Source organism: Paenibacillus roseus (assembly GCF_016424485.1).
GTDB lineage: Bacteria > Bacillota > Bacilli > Paenibacillales > Paenibacillaceae > Paenibacillus_D > Paenibacillus_D roseus.
Genome location: NZ_JAELUP010000003.1, coordinates 56338 through 75170 on the forward strand (window position 1 = coordinate 56338; position 18833 = coordinate 75170).

Sequence of the window (18833 nt, forward strand, 5' to 3'; positions counted from 1 at the left end):
GGATATTAATGAACGATCAGGGGAATGAGCCATTGGGGCCTACGGATGAGAACAAGAACTTGCTTTTTGACGACATTCATAAAAATTATAGCCATATGAATCAAATGATGCGAAACGAAATGTATATGGCCTCAAAGCACCAAGGGCTTACCGGCAACTTTCGCGAAGAAATGTGGATGAAGTTTTTCCGCAGCATCATTCCACGCAAATATTCACTTGCTCAAGGAGTCTTGATCATTGATTCCGAAGGGAAGATTTCCAAAGAGGTCGATATTGCGGTTTATGACGAGACGTACACACCTTATATTTTTCAATATAATACGCTTAAATTTATTCCGATAGAAGCGGTAGCTGTTGTCATTGAATGTAAAAGCACCGGTTATGATCCAAAAGCTCTGAAAGAGTGGGATAAGAGAATCAAAGATTTAAAACCGTGTCGAACTGGAATAGCCCGGATGGTACAAGGGTATGTCGTAGGGCTTACAAACGGTAGCCAGACAAGAACCCGACCGATCACAATATTAGCTACGTTGAAAAAATATGTCCATGAGTCAACAGAGAATAATATCATGAAGGATTTGGGAGAGATTTTTGATTTTGTCATATTGGATAAGCAAGGGAATGACCCGATGTTTGAGGTCAAAGTCAACTATGAAGATCAGTCAATCGGATGGTGGGGAGAATATTTAAACGAAGGTCTTGCTGATGTCACAAAAAAGGAAGATCCTCTTCTCTCATTACAGCATGTAGACAACTGTCAGCAAATTGAACAGAAGAACAACAGGAAGATGACAGATGACGAAAAGGCTAAACACAGAAAGGAAGAAGCCGCAAAGCTCAATAAGAAACATAAGGAATTGCATTTCAATGATCAATTGAGGATGACAAAGAAATTAAGCGATTTAAAGGTTGATGGAAATCCGTTATTGACACTTAATCTTCAGTTGAACCAATTGCTGATGCTGCTGAATAACCCGATGTTGTTCCCGCATTTTGCTTATGCAGTTGCTTTCAACAGGGACATCAAGAAAGCAATTAAGCAAGCTGAGCTTGAAAAATCAACTAAACAGAATAAGCATTGTAACAAGAGCAATCAGAAAGGAGAGCAATAATGAGTACATATGTCTATATTGATGTTTCACGAAAACAGGAATATATCTACCGGCATAATAAATTGAGTGAGAACTTGCTTCATTCTTGTGTGATCAAAGTTATGACAGAAGATACAAAGGCAATTATTGAATCTGAGAAGGATAAAGAACTCTCCGAAATGATGAGTCGCTTTCCGGTTACGTTGACGACATATTTGGAGAACTATTATTCAGAGAAATATGAATTTCAATTTAGCGGCGGCGGGAATAGTATTATCCTATTCAGTAATAAGAGCGAAGCCCATTCGTTTGTAAGAGGATTTTCGGCTAAAGTTCTTGAGTTTTATCCGGAGTTGGAGTTGTACATAAGTGTGTATAATTCTGGCGAAACCAAGGCTGAGCCCAATCAAGACGGGATGAAAACTGTGCGCAGTCAACTGATTCAACTATCAGATAAGCTGAAAGACAGTCGGAGAAGTCAATTCAGGCGTTGGACATATGGGATTGAGAAGGTTGACGAGGCAGGCAAAGCTAAAGCTGTACCGACTAAGAACCCCAGCGGTCAGAATATCCAGATAGCCAGACGTCTTCTTGCAAGCCGACTAGAGAGGCAATTCGAAGGATATCCGGTCAAAATTACACTTGAATTACAGGATTACAAGAAGCAGGATGACGGGAAAAGCTATATCGGTATTGTTGCTATTGACGGAAATAAAATGGGAGAGATGGTAAGCAAACTTGAATCCTTTGGGCAGCTTCGGATTTTTAGCCATGAAATCGAAACGATTTATCTTGAAGCGGTGGCCCAGACGCTTAGAGACTTTGGTCAGCGCAAATGTCAGGGTAAGGACGAAGCAGATGGTCGCTCACATCTTCTCGTTACACCCGTTGTGCTTGCAGGCGACGATATTTGTCTCATTGTAGAAGCCGAGTATGCGATTCAGATTGCCGCGCGAATTGTGGAAAACATTCAGCTAATTTCAGAGCAAGCGGTTCATCAGCAAATACTTCTGGATCTGATTGGAAGCAAAGTTTCTCTAAAAGCATGTGCAGGCGTAACTATTGTAAAAGTGACGTATCCGTTTTACGAAGCTGTGAAAGCCGCAGAGTCGTTGTGTCACAAAGCCAAAGAGGCGTTATGGCAAAAGGGGGAGCACGCTGCAGATGCATCTTTCATTCAATGGAAGATTGTAGAAGGGCAGGTCATGAGTGAGACGGCTTACGATGAAGATATCCGGCATGGGCGCGATGAGGAAACCTATCATATTATGCCATTGCGTGTCGATCAGGAGAAAGCTTACGATCAGCATGTATTCAGCTACCAATCCTTTGAGCGCATGGTCAGTCGAATTCATAAACTGCCGGATCGTTCTTCGTTTCTGGAACAGATGAAGAACGTGATGTACGGCGGGTGGGTTAGCTACAAGCTGCTGTTTGAAACAAACCAAATGGAGATTGGGGAAAAAATACATCATATTGTCACCGAAGAACTGACCGATCAGGAAAATGGAAGCCTTATCGCTGCGAACGCGGGTCTGGAACATGCTGCGATTGTAACCACCCAAGGAAATTCCAAACGCTACACGTATATTCTGAATGACATACTTGAGGCCATGGATTTTATGTGGACGGAAGGAGAGGCCGATGATGATACAGACTGATCATCGATTTCGATTGCAAGTCCGTCTGTTAAGTGAGGCGGTTTTTAGCAGCGGGGAGAAGGAGCCTAATCTGGTGCAATCCAAAGTGCTGGCGGACCCATATGGATGTGTCTACTTACATGCCAAAACACTCAAGGGCCAGATGAAGCATCAGGCATTCTGGCTCCTGAAACAATACAGCCTTATAGATGGTGCGCGTGCAAAACGATTTCTTTACTCCATTGCCGAATTGTTTGGCATTAATATATGGGAGCTTCAAAAATTGCATAAAGAGTACAAGGACATCGATAACGGTAATGTAAAATCACTGACCGATTATATTTCAGAGCTATTGAAGGGTAATCGTAAATTGCAGGCGCTTCCTGGTCAAGGTGTGATGAGGCTAGGGCATCTGGAGCTGCCGGAAGCGGTGCGAAGCGATATCCGCAAGCTGATTTCGGAACAAGGTCATGGTGAGGATCCCACTAATTATTATTCCTATTTGACCAGACATGATTTAATTGAGGCACAAACGAATATCCGGGTTGGCATTCAATTAGAGGATGGAATCGTCAAGGACAAAATGTTCACCAGTTGTCATACCGTGAAGGAAGGTCTCCTCTTTTATGCCCCGATTAGTCTGCATGGCAGTGTGTCTGATGAATTGGTAGAAGATTTGACCCGGATCGTTTATGCCTTAAAAAGAATTGGAAGTCATATTCATCGTGGACGGGGTGAAGTGGAAACGAAGTTCTATCGAATGAAGGAATCATCAACAATGCAAGGAGGGATAGAGTGGGATGAATTATCAAGTCGTGCAAATCATAAATAAAGAGCCGTTAAAGATCGGAGCAGGCGGCAGCAAATCAGGTCCTACTGAGCCATGTAAAGATTATATTCCGGGTTCCACCATAAGGGGAGCCATGATTAGTGCTATGCTGCGGCTTGGCATTTGTGATGAAGCTTCCTTGGCTCCGGTGTTACAAGGCATGTCCTGCTATAATGCCTATCCGTATCAGCGGGGTAGCCTTTATTTCCCCGTTCCACAGCATTTGAGGGTAAACAAGCATGAGTGGCGGAAAGCAAAAATTAATCCGAATCTCCATCCGGCATTGAAGCTGACCAATCTGATTGAAGAACAGAATCCTGAGTTTAAAAATTCACCGGAGTTTCGCTTTGTAGCGATCCAGCAAGAGGGGCTTCATGGCATTCATGTTGCAAAAGCGTATACTCTTCATCATAGCAAGAGCCTCAATTTCGACCAAAAGGAAAAAGAGAATTTATTTAGCTACCAGGCCATTGTACCCGGTCAGACATTCCGTGCAATTATTGCCTATGAAGACGATGTGGCAGCATCGGTTAATAGCACTTTGCAGCAGCTGCGTGATTGTTACCTCGGCGGCTCTAAAGGCTCCGGTTACGGATTGAGTTATGTAGAGAAGATTGGGGATGCCACAACAGTTTATAGCGAAGCTAAAGAAAGGTTGGGGTTTAACACTTCTGTATTGGGTGACAGTGAATATGTAATGATAACCTGCTTGTCCGATTGTTTGTTCCGTAATGAGTACGGACAACCGGTAAATTACATCCCTGAGCAGGAATTGTACAGAACTTGCGGGATTAAAGCCCAACTCGTTCAGCAATTTGTGCAAACAGGTCTGAGCGAAGGGTATAATGCCAAATGGCAAGCGAGATATCCGAAAGAAACGACGTTAAAAGCGGGCTCTGTCCTTGTGTATAAGCTGCAAGAGCATCTTGCACAACAGGAATTGGAGAACGCAGTGAACAAATTGGAGCAAAGTCTGTCCGGTTTTCGGACCCGGGATGGATTTGGCTGGTTGGGAATTAATATTGCGTACCCGAATCAGTTCTCCATGATAAAGCAGCGTGCTGAAACCTATGCGCCTGTTGCAGAGTTTCCGTCGGAGAAGGGAAATGATAGCTGTCCTTCACTGTTGAAAGGCGATGCTAAGAAAGTTATGTCAATCATTCGTGATGGATTAAAAAGCTCTAAAACAAGATGGCTCCATCTACTATGTGACCGCTCTTTCCAAAGTCAGCAACCGCAATCAGGCTTCACCCTTTCTCCTAATCTCAAAGTTCATCATTATCAGAATATGAAGGATATTGTAAACCGGTGGCTTCTTGATCCGAAAGCCGAATTGATTACCCGTCTTCTTGATAGAGACTATGAGAGTGATAAGCTGAAATGCTCCATCGCCGGCTGTGGTTTTAAGGAAATTGTCCACTATTTAGCAGGAGATACGGGAGGCAATAGTGAGGGACCGCTTTCATCATACGCCAGACATATGTTGGGAAGCCGGAGTGGGCAGTTGTACTATGATGATATAGAAAAGCCGGATGTCCAAAAGACATTTATAGCCGAGCTTCTCATTGAAGGGCTGCATATCTGCTCAAGGAGGAAAACACCATGAATGAGAAGCATATTTATTACTTGAAGCTTACTGCGAAATCAGCCGCATATTTTGGAGGCAGAAAATCTGAAGAATTGCTCAAAAATGCTTCGGGTAAGCCATTCATTACAGGCAACAGCATAGGCGGTGCCCTTAGAGCTTATTTGAGGCAAATTGGCGAATCAGAACATGCCATTCTCAATTTCATGGGTGGTGTATTAGAGCATGATAAGAGGGAGTCTACAGACAATGAACCGGGCCATTCTCATTCCGACATTCGATCTGGCGAATTTGTAGAAAGCCGACTTTATATTAGCGACGGCATCATTGAAAGTGCTTCTGGTACTGCTTCTCATGGCATTGTGAGAAAGGATGGAACCGCGGTTGATCCCGGATACGGAACTGCGCTAAATCATCATAAATATAAGTTCGATTATCTGGAGTCGGGATTCACGCTTTCATTCCGAATCGAATGTGATGTTGAACCTTTACACAACGGGTTGCTGGATACCGATGCAATTCAATCTTTGATCCGAAAATGGGTGACAGGTATTCATTCCGGGAAGTTGACCTTTGGCGGGAAAAAGAGCACGGGATTTGGACAATTTGAAGTGCTGACTCTGGAACGGAATATATTCAAATTTGATGATCTCGAATCGCTTGATGATTTTATTTTTACACATCCTGAGCATCACACCGGTAAAGAAAAGCTCGATGCTGATGAATGGGCGAAACCAGTAGACAAAACAGCAAACAACATAGATAACCAGATCGTATTTTCGTTGGCAGGAAGCTTTCCTTATGGTGTATATCAATCTTTTACAGATGACACAGCCAGAAAGGATATGAAGGGTTCCTCCGGTTCTAACCAGCAAACAACTGCAAAAGTGACGGGATTATTACACAACAGTAGTGAATACTTTATTCCCGCTACTAGTATGAAGGGATTGCTTCGCAATGAAGTTCGATTATTGCTGCTGCGAATGCTGGCAGACAATCAGAGTGCTGACATTCAAATGAAGGTTGATAACATCTGCGCAGAGATGTTCGGCAGCAAAGAACAGACCGGCAAGCTGATTGTGGAGGATATGAGACTTGCAAAAGCTAATGCTTTCCCTGTAGAGATTAATCGGCCTCTCAGGAAAGCACAGAAAGTTTTAGAAGAAGTAAAGTCCACATTGCCGATTTATAACAAAATAGATCGACTCACCGGTGGGGTGCTTGCCGCCGCTCTCAAGCATCAGAATGAGATTCAAGGCGAAGCGAAGTGGAATATTAAATTACGGACAGATACAAATCCGCAAGAACAAACCCCGTATTTATTTCCAATCATCTATGTACTCCGTAAAATCGGATCAGGAAAAATTCCCGTAGGTGGAAGAACGGTCATCGGCCTGGGGCAGTTTATGGGCGATAACACCGTTGTTTCAGGCAATGGATGGAGCTGTGAACTGAATAATACCAATGCGTTGGACACAGACAGCCTCGTATGGCTGGAGAGCAGCTACAACCATTTCAAAACATGGCTTGAATGCCGGATCGATCTATTGAGAGAAGGTGAGGGAGATCTATGAAGCCATTTCATCTAACGGATTTGAATATGGAATCCTTTTATTACATTGCACATTTGCTGGATCGTGTGCTGGTAGGGAATAATACAGACTCCGAATATTCGCTGCTCGAAGTTGCTATAGATAAAGGCATGGTTATCGAAGCTCACTTTTTTAACAAGGAACAGGAGGTATATGTTGTTCAGGACAACAACCTTTTCCGGGCGTACGAGCCTTTGATTCATAATCCTGTAGCATCAGATGACTCATACAATAGAGTTATTGAGCGGTCTTATCAAATAGAGGATAATAAATCGAGATTGTACAACACACTAGTTGTCAAGGAGTATCTCGATTACGAGGATAATCTGGCGTATGTGAAGAAGACTGTTTTGTTTGCATTGGAATACCAGAATTGGAAGGAGAAGAGTCGATGAACTACCCGAAGAAGAACTTTCCAAAAGATAGGCCGATTCCTTTAACGCTCCCCTATGATTTTATTCCCTTTCCGGGCGCTAGCAGCTCTCAGGATGACAACTCTTCGGATAAATATCTTTATCCGTATACCGTACAAAATGTGCCCAAACACGATGAGGGTCATGGGGGCCGGCGATTGAGCGGAACGATTTCATATACCATCCAACCGCACGGTGAGCTGGCTTTGGAGATGAGAACAAGGGCAGATGGGAGCTTCTTCTTGAGTGGGAGCCAGCTCAGGGGGAAAGTGAGATCCAATGTTGAAATTTTAAGCGCCAGTTACCCGGAGTTTATAGACCGCTCTGAAATGGTATATCGGGATATTGCGAGCGGTAGATATCGGCAGATCCTCTTGTCTGAGAATGAAAAAAGCAAAGGTAAAATTGAAGAGAATGTTCATGCAGGATATCTGATGAAGAGGGATCAGACATTTTATATTATCCCGGCGAAACCTATCGGCAATAAAAACTTCATTTCAGTAAAGGAACACTGGCTTATATACAACAGCCCTGGGTTATTAGATAAGAATAATCAACTTTATAATTGGGGAGCCAGCGCTCATACAGGCTATCAACAGGAGATGGAGAAGCTGCAAAAAAAAATCGGCCAATTAACCGAGCAAATTAAGGTTCTTCGATTTAATCTCAGAGATAAACTGGATAGCGATACAGTCGAGAGAATGTCTGACGTTTTTTTGAGACACTTTAATTTAAACAAAAGTGATGTCAAGAAACTAAAGTCCGATTTAAAAAATCAGCCATACGATGAATCAAAAGCAATAGAGGAAATTGAAATTCTCAAGAGGAAATTGACAGAAAAACTAAATAAAGTAGTGAGATATAAAAGTGATTTTTCGGAATTAATAAGCAAAAGCGCCGAAAGGTGGGGGTATAAGGCCAGAATTGATATCTACTATTCCTTCTTGAAATCCAATAAAGACTTTAAGCCTTACGAAGAACCGGTATCCTTCTCCCGGACAGAAGCTGGAAGTCTTGTCTCTATAGGAACAAAAGGGGAGGAGTTAGGGGAGACAGGCTATTTGTTTAATTCTGCAAATGCAGTCTCCAAACGCTCCCATTATTTGATTAACAATCCGAATGATGACAAAGAAATTGAGGTTCCATCGAATGTTGTATGGAAATACAATCAATTATTGAAGGAACAACATACTGAGGATGATTTTTACAATATATTCGATAAGTATGACAAGCTGTCGAAATGCAAAATGCCAGGAGGCAAAAACAAAGAGATTATCGTGTTTTACCAGGAACAGGAACGTTGTGAAAAGGATCAGGGGCTATTTATTGGGCGAACCCCCTATTTCAAGGTAGCTTATGATCATCAGCTTAGCGAATTATTAAAGGATTCGAATTCATCCAATATTGACTATGCGAGAGCCATGTTTGGATATGTTAGCCAAGGGGAAAACAAGGATGTGAATGCATCGGCTTACAAATCGAGGCTTCGCTTCAGCCCGATTGATATTGTTAGCACGAAAGGAGAACTTGATGTAAAAACCAGAACATTTCTGCTGGCAAGCCCCTCCGCAACCGCGGCAGGGATGTATTTGCAGCCCAAGAATGATAGAAGAGCGAAGTATGAAAAGGAAGTAGAGGACAATAAAGATAAGAAAGAAGAATCACCCCGGCCAAAACTAAACGGATACAAATATTATCATATACTTCCTAAAATTGTAGAGTATCAGCCTGAAAAAAAGACAAAAAATATAGAGTCTGCAAGACAGATTGTACGCCCTGAAGGCGTGCGCTTACAAGGGAAAATCTATTTTTCCAATTTGTTCCCTAGTGAACTAGGTTTATTGATCCTAGGGCTTGATATGAAAAGGTTGCTAGACTCAGAGGAATACAAGGATGATGTGAAGAGACATCAGAATGACATTAAGAATGCTTATGAATTAATAGGGGGAGCCAAGCCTTATGGTTATGGCAAGGTGCGAATAAGCATTGAAAGCATCAAGCTTGAAAAACAGGGAAATGACTTTGTTTCTCTGATTACAAAGCCTGACGAGGATGCGGATGCTGTACAGCAAATCTCGAGCTATATTGATGCTTGCATTCAGAAGTTAGGTGGGGGTACGCTGTTTAAAACCGACCGTATGGACAAGTATATATGCAGCAAGCAAGAAACCAGCTTTGATAATAAAGCTACGCATATTAATTGGTCAACAATTAAAGATATTGGCCCTATGCTGGAAAAATATAAGGTAGGAAGTAAACAAGTGGGTTATCCCAAGACCAGTTATCTCAAGTCCAAGAAACCAAACAGCGATAAGGATGGCGGATAAGTAAGCCAGAGTGTGAAAGGATTCTGTAGAAGCGAAGCGCTCGCATTTGTTCCTGGATTTCTTCTTCTGAAATCGTCATTCAAGAAATCCGGGAACAACAGCGGTCGGAAGAACCTTTCACACGCAGGTCTCGCCTGACATTCATTTGTTCAACTGATATATAGACTACAGGCAACCGGACATTTATGATGTCCGGTATTTCCCGTTCCATGTATATAAAATTTCCCGCCTTCATCGTAGCAACAGGTTTCTGTATAATGAAAAGAGGGTAGTAAAATATTGGAAGACAATTTTTTTGCAGTCAATCATTCAAAAAGGAACAAATGTTCGGGAGGAAAATATCGAACTTAAGAGAATAAATATAAGTCCTGTAAAATTTATCCGAAATTCGCTGTGCAGAAAGGAGCAAATCACAGAAGTAAACAAAAGAACATGATTCCACACCAAACAGGAGGGATAGTATGATTCAATTACCTGTTAACCACTCACCCATTATTAAAGGACGCATGCATTATGCATTCATGCTCTCCATCATTACCACCTTCGACAATTACGAGCCTTGGCTTTACAGTCATTTTATTAACCTGCAATGCAACAAGTTAGATGTTCTGGATAACATTGATAATGAACTGAGATTTGTGAAGTGTGACACCCCACATTACTATAAAGCAATTATCGATTACGAAATGATTAAGATTCCTACCTTAAAGCAACTGGATGTTGATATGCACAACTTCATTTTGAATTCTTTGAAGAATGGAAAATACATTTTCATAAACGTCGATAAATACTTTATCCCCCAAACTCTTGCTTATAAACAATTCAGCCAAGTTCAGGAGATCCTGGTCTTTGGCGCAGATATTTACAATGATTATTACACCGTTCTTTTATATGATGATAAGGAGCAGTACGCAATTAAGAAAGTAACCTTTGAAGAAATGCAGCTGGCTACTCATGACCTGGAGACAGGTTTTTGGAATGAAGATATCTTCCTGATCTGGAAGCCTGACGATGACTTCAAATACCGCTGCCACATGTATGCCCCCGATATCGGCGTTATTGTTCAAGAACTGACGGACTACTACTATTCCCGCTCCTCCTCGGAAATCGTAAAGCTTCATCTCAACATGGACTTGTACGACTACGGAACTTCCATTTACCAGCTTATGAAATTTAACAACATACAAATGGCAGCGATTACACCTCAGGACCCTGCTTTCCGTTACCCTGTTATTTCGCTGAATACGCTATGGGAACACAAAAAAATAATGACAAGCCGTGTAGAATATTTGACTCGCCTGGGCTACTTGTCTGAGACAACGAGTACTATTCAGGCGTTCCGCGAATTGGAGCAGGATGTGCTCGGGCTGAGGCAGTTTGTGTTGAAAATGCAAGTAAAAAGGGAGTTTGATGCAGCGAGAATCAATAACCGGCTGGACACGATTGCTGAGATTGAAAAACCGCTGATCGCCCAGTTAATTGAGGAATTGACTCGTACTGTTCAAACGGACAAGTATCTGGGGCAGCAAGTTGTAACATAAGGGTGGAATAGGGAAAAAATATGGCAAGGGGGATGTCCCCCTTGATCCGCCCGTATGACGAGTCAACATTGGAAGATCCCGGAGCCCGACTCCGCCAACTTGTGATCATAATTTGGAACTTCTCAATAAGTCAATTGCAGAAAGCGTTTTACTTTTCGAAATCATTATTATGTCACGGCGCTTCTGCTCCCACCCTGCCGCCGCGAGGGCGTATACATTGGGATCAAGGTGTTCAAAAGAATTGCCGGCCTAAGCAGTATCGGGAATGTGCAAGGCTGCCTTATGGCGAAGAAGTGACGATTGTCCCCAATTTGGGATAGATAGAAGGTTGATTATGCAGCACCGTACCGAGTATCAGGTACGGTTTTTTTGTTTTCGAACAGTAGTGCAAGTGTGATAAGTATGTTATATTGAATATGTATGCGTTTCCATATACAAAAAGGGGGCGGCTGTGCGATGCAGCTTATGAAAAAAATGGGAAAACATAGCTTATTTCTACGTTTGCTTGTGCCCTATCTTATATTCATCGTTCTTGCCATGCTGCTTGGCTGGGTTATTTATGCCAAAACCTTACAGTTGTTCGAGGATGAGGTCAGTCGGAATAATATGCATATTCTGGAGCAGGCAAAGTCAACATTAGAGCGCAGACTGGCCGAGGTTGAGATGGTCGTTCAACAGTTGAGAAATGATCCGAAGATCATGCGGCTTCAGCATGTCCTTGATCCATTCGAGGGCGCAATGACATACCGCATCTGGGACACGCAAAGACAACTTTACAACTACAATCTATCTAATAATTTTATCCTTGATTATTATATTTATTATAATAAAAGCGATATTGTTCTTTCTCCGCACTCGACTTACGAGATGCCCAAGTTTTATGAATCGGTCCTGTTTGACCCCAAAGAAGGGCTGGACGAATGGCGCGACCGATTTTTTAATGGGTATTCCCATCGTAATTTGATGCCGACGCAGCGTGTTGTTTATCATGACCGACCATACGATATGCTCATTTACCGCCAGTCGCTTGGCTACCCGAACGATCCCCAGGGGACGATTATGGTTCTGATCGATAACCGGGAAGTGTTGAAGCTGTTCGAAGGAATTTCGTCCAAGGACGGCAGTTCGATCTATGTTATGGATGAGCAGGGGCAGATTATTATATCGATTGGCGCAGACCCTGCTGCTGTTCAACCCATGAATCGTGAAGAGTTGCTTCATGACGGGCCGTCAGGGCTTATCAAAGCCTCCCCAAAAACTGCTGACATGACAATCACGTACACAACAAGCCGGCAGAACGGGTGGTCCTATGTTGTCGCACAGCCTCCGCACATCGTGCTTGAGAAGGTATTCTATATTAAAAATATTGTATTCACGGCAGCGGCGATTTTTATTCTGTTTGGAATATTGCTTGCCTATTTTTTCACTTATCGCAGCAATAAGCCTTTAAAAGCAATTGTCCGCACATTAAACGAGAGTTTTCACAGCGAAGATAATAAAACCGGCAATCCTTTCTTCTTTATTCAGCGTTCCGTATCCGACCTGGTTGATAATAACACCAGGTTGCAGAAGGAAATGCGCCGACAAGCGCCTTTGCTGAGAGCGGCGCTCTTTGAGCAACTGCTTAAAGGCGAAGTTATCGGGGAAAAGAATATTGAAACTGCGCTGCTTCACCAAAACTTGCATCTTAATGACAGGTTCTGTGGCGTTGCTCTGCTCCAGTTTACCGGTTATGACCATTCCTTGAGCCAAGAAATGCTGAAAGACCTGGATTACAAGCGCGTTATTTTGAAGGAAGCTATGCACAGGCTGCTCGGTGAACATATCTATGATCACGACGTGTCCGAGGACAAGATTGCATTGCTTTTCTTTGATAATTCCGATCACAGAGAGGACTGCGAACGTCTGATCAAGCAGAGCCTGGAGACGCTATCTGCTGAAATCATGCAAGGGCTGAATATTTCGTTTGCAATTGGGGTCGGCGGAATCTACGAGTCGCGTATGGAGATTTCCAAGTCCTATGAGGAAGCCAGGCAAGCATTGTCCTTCCATGGGCGAGAACAAACCAGGGGCATAATCTGGTTTGATTCGTTGCCTCAGGAACAAACAAGCTACTATTATCCGCTGGATGCGGCCGTTCGGCTGGTGAATGTTGCAAAATCAGGCGACTGGCACGAAGTGGAGAGATTGCTGGATGAATTGTACAGGAACAATTTTGTAGAACGTCATCTTCCGCTGCCGTTGCTGCAATTATTTATTTGCGATTTGGTTGCTAACCTGGCCAAGCTGCATGAACAGGTCGCGCCGGATACGGCGGTTGATATTCGACCGCTAATGGGTCAAGTGCATGACTCCGACGATATGAAGAAAATTTACGATGCAGTCGTCGAGCACTATCGCGCCATTTGCGACCATGTGAATGAACGCAAGCGCAGTCAAAACTTGCGCCTGCTGGACGATATTCTTCGCTTGATTGACGGTTCTTATATGCAGGCTGATCTGAATCTGGATGCTGCCGCAGACCGACTGCTTATATCGAAAGTATATTTATCTCAATTTTTCAAGGAACAGACGGGTATCAATTTTTCGGACTATATTGAGAACAAGCGGATGGAAGAAGCCCGCAAGCTGCTTGTCTCAACAGAAATGGCCGTAAATGATATTTCCGAACGGGTAGGATATAACTCATCCAATACATTTTGCAGAGCGTTCAAGCGAAGCAACGGACTGAGTCCATTAGGCTATCGGAAGGCCACAAACCCGCACTGTTAAAGGGTTTTTCAAGGTATACAATACAATTGCACATTGCAAAAGCAAATGCACATCCCCTTTTCCTATCGGCTGCATATCCGGAAATGAACTACGTATTTACGTCCGGCAGTCGTTGCTATATGTTTAGTAGCGAGAGGGGGTGAACAAGATTGGAAGCGCTTAAACCATTGTCGAGAAATGAGAAAGTACAGAAAGGCATAGCCGCCCGTCTTGTGAAAATGAGGAAGGTTTGGCAGTTGTATGTGCTTATTGCTCTGCCGGTGCTCTACATTATTATTTTTAAATACGTCCCGATGTACGGAGCGCAAATTGCCTTCAAGGATTTTGTAGTATCCAAAGGGATCTGGGACAGCCAGTGGGTAGGGCTGAAACATTTTATCCGATTTTTCAATTCTTATGAATTTGGCAGACTAATGAAAAACACGCTCCTGATAAGCCTGTACAGTTTGATTGCCGGTTTTCCGTTTCCTATCATTCTGGCGCTCAGTCTTAATATGGTGCGCAACCGGTTCTTCAAGAAATCGGTTCAAATGGTCACCTATGCACCTCATTTTATCTCTGTCGTCGTTATGGTCGGTATTGTGTTCGAACTGCTTGATCCTCGACATGGCGTAGTCAATATGATTTTACAGGCACTTGGCATGGACCCGATTAATTTTCTGGGTTCACCGGGTTTGTTCAAATCCATTTATGTCTGGTCGGGAATCTGGCAAAGCGTCGGATTCAGCTGTATTATCTATTTGGCCGCACTCTCGGGTATTGACCCTTCTTTGCATGAAGCTGCGGTTGTGGATGGCGCGAACAAATGGCGCCGCATCTGGCACATTGATATTCCGGGCATCATGCCGGTAGCAATCATTCTGCTGATCCTCAATACTGGCAGCATGCTTGAAATCGGGTATGAGAAAGTGCTCCTGATGCAAAATCCGCTCAATATCCGGACATCAGAAATTATTGATACTTATGTCTACAAGGTGGGTCTGTTATCGCAGGCAATGAACTATTCTTATTCGGCGGCTATTGGCCTGTTCAAGTCCGTCATCGGTTTTGTCCTGATCTACAGCGTCAATAAAATCGCGCAAAAGACAAATGAAACGAGCCTATGGTAAAGGGGGGGAGGGGCCACCATGGAACAATCGTTTGGCAGAGAATCATTAGGTGATCGCCTTTTCACCATCTTGAACTATGTCATATTAAGCCTGTTTTTAATTACGGTACTGTATCCTCTTATTTATATTTTAAGCGCTTCCATTAGCGATCCTTCCGCAGTCATCTCGGGGAAGGTATGGCTATGGCCGGTCGGCTTCTCACTCGATGGCTATTCGGCTGTCTTTGAGCATAGGCTGATTTGGTCAGGTTTTCGAAATTCGATTTATTACACGGTGTTCGGCACCTTGATCAATGTCGTGATGACAATAATGGCCGCCTATCCGCTGGCGCGCAAAGATTTTTACGGTCGGAATCTCATTATGATGTTGTTCGTCTTTACGACAATGTTTTCCGGCGGACTTATCCCGAGTTATCTGCTTGTCAAAGATCTGGGCATGTTGAATTCGGTCTGGGCGATGGTGCTGCCCGGCGCGCTTAGTGTATGGAATGTTATTATTACGAGAACCTATTTCCAGAGCACCATTCCAGATGAACTGCTTGAAGCGGCGCAACTTGATGGCTGCAATGACTTCAGTTTTGTATGGAGAATGGTCCTGCCTCTTTCAGGACCGATCATCGCGGTCATATCTCTCTATTATGCTGTTGGCCACTGGAATCAATTCTTCAGCGCTTTGATTTATTTGAAGAAGCAAAGTCTTTACCCGCTGCAAATCATCTTACGGGATATTCTGATTCAGAACGATGTTGATGCGATGATGCTGACAGATGTGGATCAGGCAGCCAAACGGGAAGCATTGCGGCAACTGCTAAAGTTTTCTCTGATTGTCGTTTCGACTTTCCCGCTGCTCGTCGTTTATCCGTTTGTTCAGAAATATTTTGTCAAGGGTGTTATGATCGGTTCACTGAAAGGGTAAGTTAATCTAAAATCAGAGAAAAAGAGGGGATTCATTTGAAAAAGTCAATTTTAATGCTGTTTGTGTTAACATTGGTTATGACACCAATATTGGCTGCCTGTTCATCCTCTAAGAATACAGACGGTTCTACAAACGTAAACCAGGGAGCCGAAGGCAAAGCAGCAGTTAACCCGGCGGGACAATTCCCGATTACAAACGAAAAAACGACCATTCGCATTATGGTACCGAGCAATCCGGTTGTAGAAGACTACGCTACCAATGAGTTCACAAAGTATCTGGAAGAGCGGACCAATATTCATATTGAGTGGGATATTATCCCGTCCAAGTCGTCCGCTGAGAAGCTCAATCTTATCCTGTCCAGCGGCGATGATCTGCCGGATGTTATTATGGACTTCGGTGTATCCAACGCTCAGCAAATGATTTATGGCTCTCAAGGCATCTTCCGGCCACTCAATGACTTAATTGATGAATATGGTTTCGAGACAAAGGCGATGTTCGAAAAGCTGCCTATCGTCAAAGATTCCATCACCGCGCCGGATGGCAACATTTATGCGTTGCCGCACGTGAATCAATGCTACCATTGTACACTTCCGAAAAGAATGTGGATTTACCAGCCTTGGCTAGATAAGCTGGGATTGTCAATGCCTACGACGACCGATGAGTTTTATGAAGTGTTGAAAGCGTTTAAAAATGGCGATCCGAACGGAAACGGCAAAGCTGATGAAATTCCATTCTCTGGATCACCAACTGGCTTCTTTAGCAACATCGACTCTTTCCTGATGAATGCGTTCATTTACAATCCAGGTGGTGACCGCGTTTATCTGCAAGATGGAAAAGCGGTGGTTCCATACGATAAGCCGCAGTGGCGTGAAGGGCTGACATATTTGCGTAAGTTGTACCAGGAAGGATTGCTGGACCCACAAGCGTTGACTCAAGATGGAGATCAATTGAAACGTCTGGGTGAAAATCCGGATACCGCGATTTTGGGAGCAGCTTCGGCTATGCACATGGGCGTAATCTCTGAATTTTACGGCAGCAGCAACCGCTGGCTGGAATACAAAACCGTTCCACCGCTTAAAGGTCCTGAAGGCGTACAAATCGCTCCTTATGAAGCCTACCATCTCGTAGGAGGCGGCTCTTTCCTGATTACAAAAGCTTCTAAAAATCCAGCGGCTGCATTCCGTCTTGCGGACTTGCTTTATAACGAGGAAGTTACGCTTCGTTCTGTAATCGGACGCCCTGACAAGGAGTGGAAAAAAGCTGAGCCGGGTGAAATTGGTATTAACGGCGAGCAAGCCAAATGGAAACAAATCGCTGACTGGGGCAAAACGCAAAACTTCAACTGGAATCAATCCGGTCCTTCATTCCGCCCGAATGAGCTTCGACTCGGCGAGGTAGCCAATCCGGAGAAACCGCTGGAAATTATCATGTATGACGAAGCAAGCAAAAAATACGCACCATACAAGCAGGCTGCTGAAAATGTATTGCCACCGTTGTTCTTTACAAACGAGCAGGCTGCTGAAATTTCCGACTTGTCCAAAACCATTACCGACTATGTTAACGAAATGATCGCCCGCTTTGTAACTGGAGATGCGAATCTTGAGAAAGATTGGGACTCGTACCTCAACAACTTGAAAAAGATGGATTTGGCACGGTACTTGGCCATCTATCAAGAGGCGTATGAACTGAAATACAAAAAGTAATTTAGTTGTAAATCAGATTTGAATTACAGGGTGTAGGATGAGGGGCCGATGTGGATACGGTTTCCTTCTGCAAAAGAGACTGGGCTTGCCCAGTCTCTTTTGCTTTTGATGCAGATATTTAGAACACTGAGCTTCTGATTGCTGATAAGTCATTTAAAATTAAGAAGTGAAGCGGTACCTTGCAACTTGTTCGCCCCATGGGGCGATTCCTTCTTCTTCGAATCCGAGCTTGGCGTACAAGGCCCTGGCTTGGGTATTGTCAGGGTGATATCCCAGCAGAATGACATCTGTTTTATCCGTTCTGCTTCCAATATCTTCAATAACATATTGCATGGCTCGTTGACCATAGCCTTGTCTTTGAAAGTGGCGATCCAGCATGAATCTGTAAATCCAATAATTACCATTTTAAAATCAAGACCAAACATTGCAAAACCAATCATTTGATCCTCTTTATAGATTCCCCTCGTAACAAAACCGTCCAGAAACTGAGCCTGAGCAATTGAATATAAATTGGATGTGATGAAGGCTTCCTGTCCAGGTTCTACTTGGAGTTGAATGCATGTTTCCCAATTGTGCTTGTTAATCTCTCTCAATATAATCAATTTCGGATTCTTCCTCAAAATACAGGGAATCCGCGAGTGCGACGATTTCCCTGTTTAATGCGCGGAAATTCTCCGGGATGGCTTCTTGTAAAATTTCTTTTGAATTATTGTACGCATACTACACCACTCCTTCTAATAATTTCCAATATGAGAACTGGCAGTCTCACCGAAATTTGAGTGGGTGGAAGCAGAGCTTCCATCTGCGCACTCATCTAGAGTGCGACGAGGAGACGGTAAAGCGTGGATTTAGATAGCTCTACCGTTTCAATCCACGCACTCATGTAGAGTGCGACGAGGACGGTGAGTTTATTGTACGGAGGGCGAATTAGTTTCAATCCACGCACTCATGTAGAGTGCGACCGACATTATCAGCTAGTCGCCGGACGGTGTAACGGTTTCAATCCACGCACTCATGTAGAGTGCGACACAGACGTAATAGATACTGTCACCACTAAGATTTTGTTTCAATCCACGCACTCATGTAGAGTGCGACAAGCCCTACCCAATCTTTCATTCCTTCACCCTTCCAGTTTCAATCCACGCACTCATGTAGAGTGCGACTGTTTACGAATTGGTCGCAAACCTGGGATCAAGAAGTTTCAATCCACGCACTCATGTAGAGTGCGACCTGAAAAATCCGCCCATGAGTCTATACGCGGTATGTGGTTTCAATCCACGCACTCATGTAGAGTGCGACAGCGAAAATTAGTAGAA

13 protein-coding genes and 1 CRISPR repeat array are annotated in these 18833 nt (G+C 43.5%); of the genes, 12 read left to right on the forward strand and 1 reads right to left on the reverse strand.

Annotation, left to right across the window (positions count from 1 at the left end):
- The first annotated feature begins 8 nt into the window (after nt 1–8).
- The 12 genes from JFN88_RS01150 (at nt 9) to JFN88_RS01205 (ending at nt 17517) form a co-directional block, all read left to right on the forward strand.
- Nucleotides 9–1112, forward strand: a complete 1104-nt coding sequence (locus tag JFN88_RS01150) for a DUF6602 domain-containing protein (RefSeq protein WP_233167316.1) — start codon at nt 9–11, stop codon at nt 1110–1112.
- On the forward strand, nt 1112–2752 hold the full coding sequence (locus tag JFN88_RS01155; protein ID WP_199017456.1) for a Cas10/Cmr2 second palm domain-containing protein: 1641 nt from the start codon (nt 1112–1114) through the stop codon (nt 2750–2752). The genes JFN88_RS01150 and JFN88_RS01155 overlap by 1 nt, the downstream gene beginning before the upstream one ends.
- Nucleotides 2736–3563: a hypothetical protein gene (locus JFN88_RS01160; RefSeq protein ID WP_199017457.1), complete on the forward strand. Its 828-nt coding sequence runs from the start codon at nt 2736–2738 to the stop codon at nt 3561–3563. Before JFN88_RS01155 ends, JFN88_RS01160 begins: the two co-directional genes overlap by 17 nt.
- Nucleotides 3532–5166, forward strand: a complete 1635-nt coding sequence (locus JFN88_RS01165) for a hypothetical protein (RefSeq protein WP_199017458.1) — start codon at nt 3532–3534, stop codon at nt 5164–5166. The genes JFN88_RS01160 and JFN88_RS01165 overlap by 32 nt, the downstream gene beginning before the upstream one ends.
- Nucleotides 5163–6719, forward strand: coding sequence for an RAMP superfamily CRISPR-associated protein (locus JFN88_RS01170; RefSeq protein ID WP_199017459.1), 1557 nt, complete (start codon nt 5163–5165; stop codon nt 6717–6719). Before JFN88_RS01165 ends, JFN88_RS01170 begins: the two co-directional genes overlap by 4 nt.
- Nucleotides 6716–7132 carry a hypothetical protein gene (locus JFN88_RS01175; protein WP_199017460.1) on the forward strand — a complete coding sequence of 139 codons (417 nt, stop codon included), beginning with the start codon at nt 6716–6718 and terminating at the stop codon, nt 7130–7132. Before JFN88_RS01170 ends, JFN88_RS01175 begins: the two co-directional genes overlap by 4 nt.
- A complete protein-coding gene (locus tag JFN88_RS01180) occupies nt 7129–9477 on the forward strand; it encodes a hypothetical protein (RefSeq protein ID WP_199017461.1) in 2349 nt (782 codons plus the stop codon). Before JFN88_RS01175 ends, JFN88_RS01180 begins: the two co-directional genes overlap by 4 nt.
- A gap of 461 nt (nt 9478–9938) precedes the next feature.
- On the forward strand, nt 9939–11018 hold the full coding sequence (locus JFN88_RS01185; RefSeq protein ID WP_199017462.1) for a hypothetical protein: 1080 nt from the start codon (nt 9939–9941) through the stop codon (nt 11016–11018).
- Between the two features lie 456 nt (nt 11019–11474).
- Nucleotides 11475–13790 carry a helix-turn-helix domain-containing protein gene (locus JFN88_RS01190; RefSeq protein ID WP_199017463.1) on the forward strand — a complete coding sequence of 772 codons (2316 nt, stop codon included), beginning with the start codon at nt 11475–11477 and terminating at the stop codon, nt 13788–13790.
- A gap of 218 nt (nt 13791–14008) precedes the next feature.
- Nucleotides 14009–14899 (forward strand): ABC transporter permease, encoded by an 891-nt coding sequence (locus JFN88_RS01195; protein WP_199017546.1) that lies wholly within the window; start codon nt 14009–14011, stop codon nt 14897–14899.
- Between the two features lie 18 nt (nt 14900–14917).
- Nucleotides 14918–15814: a carbohydrate ABC transporter permease gene (locus JFN88_RS01200; protein WP_199017464.1), complete on the forward strand. Its 897-nt coding sequence runs from the start codon at nt 14918–14920 to the stop codon at nt 15812–15814.
- 35 nt (nt 15815–15849) lie between these two features.
- Nucleotides 15850–17517, forward strand: a complete 1668-nt coding sequence (locus tag JFN88_RS01205) for an ABC transporter substrate-binding protein (RefSeq protein ID WP_233167317.1) — start codon at nt 15850–15852, stop codon at nt 17515–17517.
- Between the two features lie 149 nt (nt 17518–17666).
- Here the strand turns inward: JFN88_RS01205 and JFN88_RS25585 are convergent, their stop codons facing one another.
- The gene (locus JFN88_RS25585; protein ID WP_438943381.1) at nt 17667–18119 is read right to left on the reverse strand and encodes a hypothetical protein; all 453 of its coding nucleotides are present in this window, start codon (nt 18117–18119) and stop codon (nt 17667–17669) included.
- Between the two features lie 192 nt (nt 18120–18311).
- Nucleotides 18312–18816: a CRISPR direct-repeat array (repeat unit 32 nt; unit sequence GTTTCAATCCACGCACTCATGTAGAGTGCGAC).
- Nucleotides 18817–18833 lie beyond the last annotated feature (17 nt).

What these genes read in the sequence shown, in the direction of transcription:
- JFN88_RS01200 (WP_199017464.1), top strand. Translation starts at nt 14,918, where the DNA reads ATGGAACAATCGTTTGGCAGAGAATCATTAGGTGATCGCCTTTTCACC.
- JFN88_RS01150 (WP_233167316.1), top strand. Translation starts at nt 9, where the DNA reads ATGAACGATCAGGGGAATGAGCCATTGGGGCCTACGGATGAGAACAAG.
- JFN88_RS01155 (WP_199017456.1), top strand. Translation starts at nt 1,112, where the DNA reads ATGAGTACATATGTCTATATTGATGTTTCACGAAAACAGGAATATATC.
- JFN88_RS01160 (WP_199017457.1), top strand. Translation starts at nt 2,736, where the DNA reads ATGATGATACAGACTGATCATCGATTTCGATTGCAAGTCCGTCTGTTA.
- JFN88_RS01165 (WP_199017458.1), top strand. Translation starts at nt 3,532, where the DNA reads ATGAATTATCAAGTCGTGCAAATCATAAATAAAGAGCCGTTAAAGATC.
- JFN88_RS01195 (WP_199017546.1), top strand. Translation starts at nt 14,009, where the DNA reads ATGAGGAAGGTTTGGCAGTTGTATGTGCTTATTGCTCTGCCGGTGCTC.
- JFN88_RS01180 (WP_199017461.1), top strand. Translation starts at nt 7,129, where the DNA reads ATGAACTACCCGAAGAAGAACTTTCCAAAAGATAGGCCGATTCCTTTA.
- JFN88_RS01170 (WP_199017459.1), top strand. Translation starts at nt 5,163, where the DNA reads ATGAATGAGAAGCATATTTATTACTTGAAGCTTACTGCGAAATCAGCC.
- JFN88_RS01185 (WP_199017462.1), top strand. Translation starts at nt 9,939, where the DNA reads ATGATTCAATTACCTGTTAACCACTCACCCATTATTAAAGGACGCATG.
- JFN88_RS01175 (WP_199017460.1), top strand. Translation starts at nt 6,716, where the DNA reads ATGAAGCCATTTCATCTAACGGATTTGAATATGGAATCCTTTTATTAC.
- JFN88_RS01190 (WP_199017463.1), top strand. Translation starts at nt 11,475, where the DNA reads ATGCAGCTTATGAAAAAAATGGGAAAACATAGCTTATTTCTACGTTTG.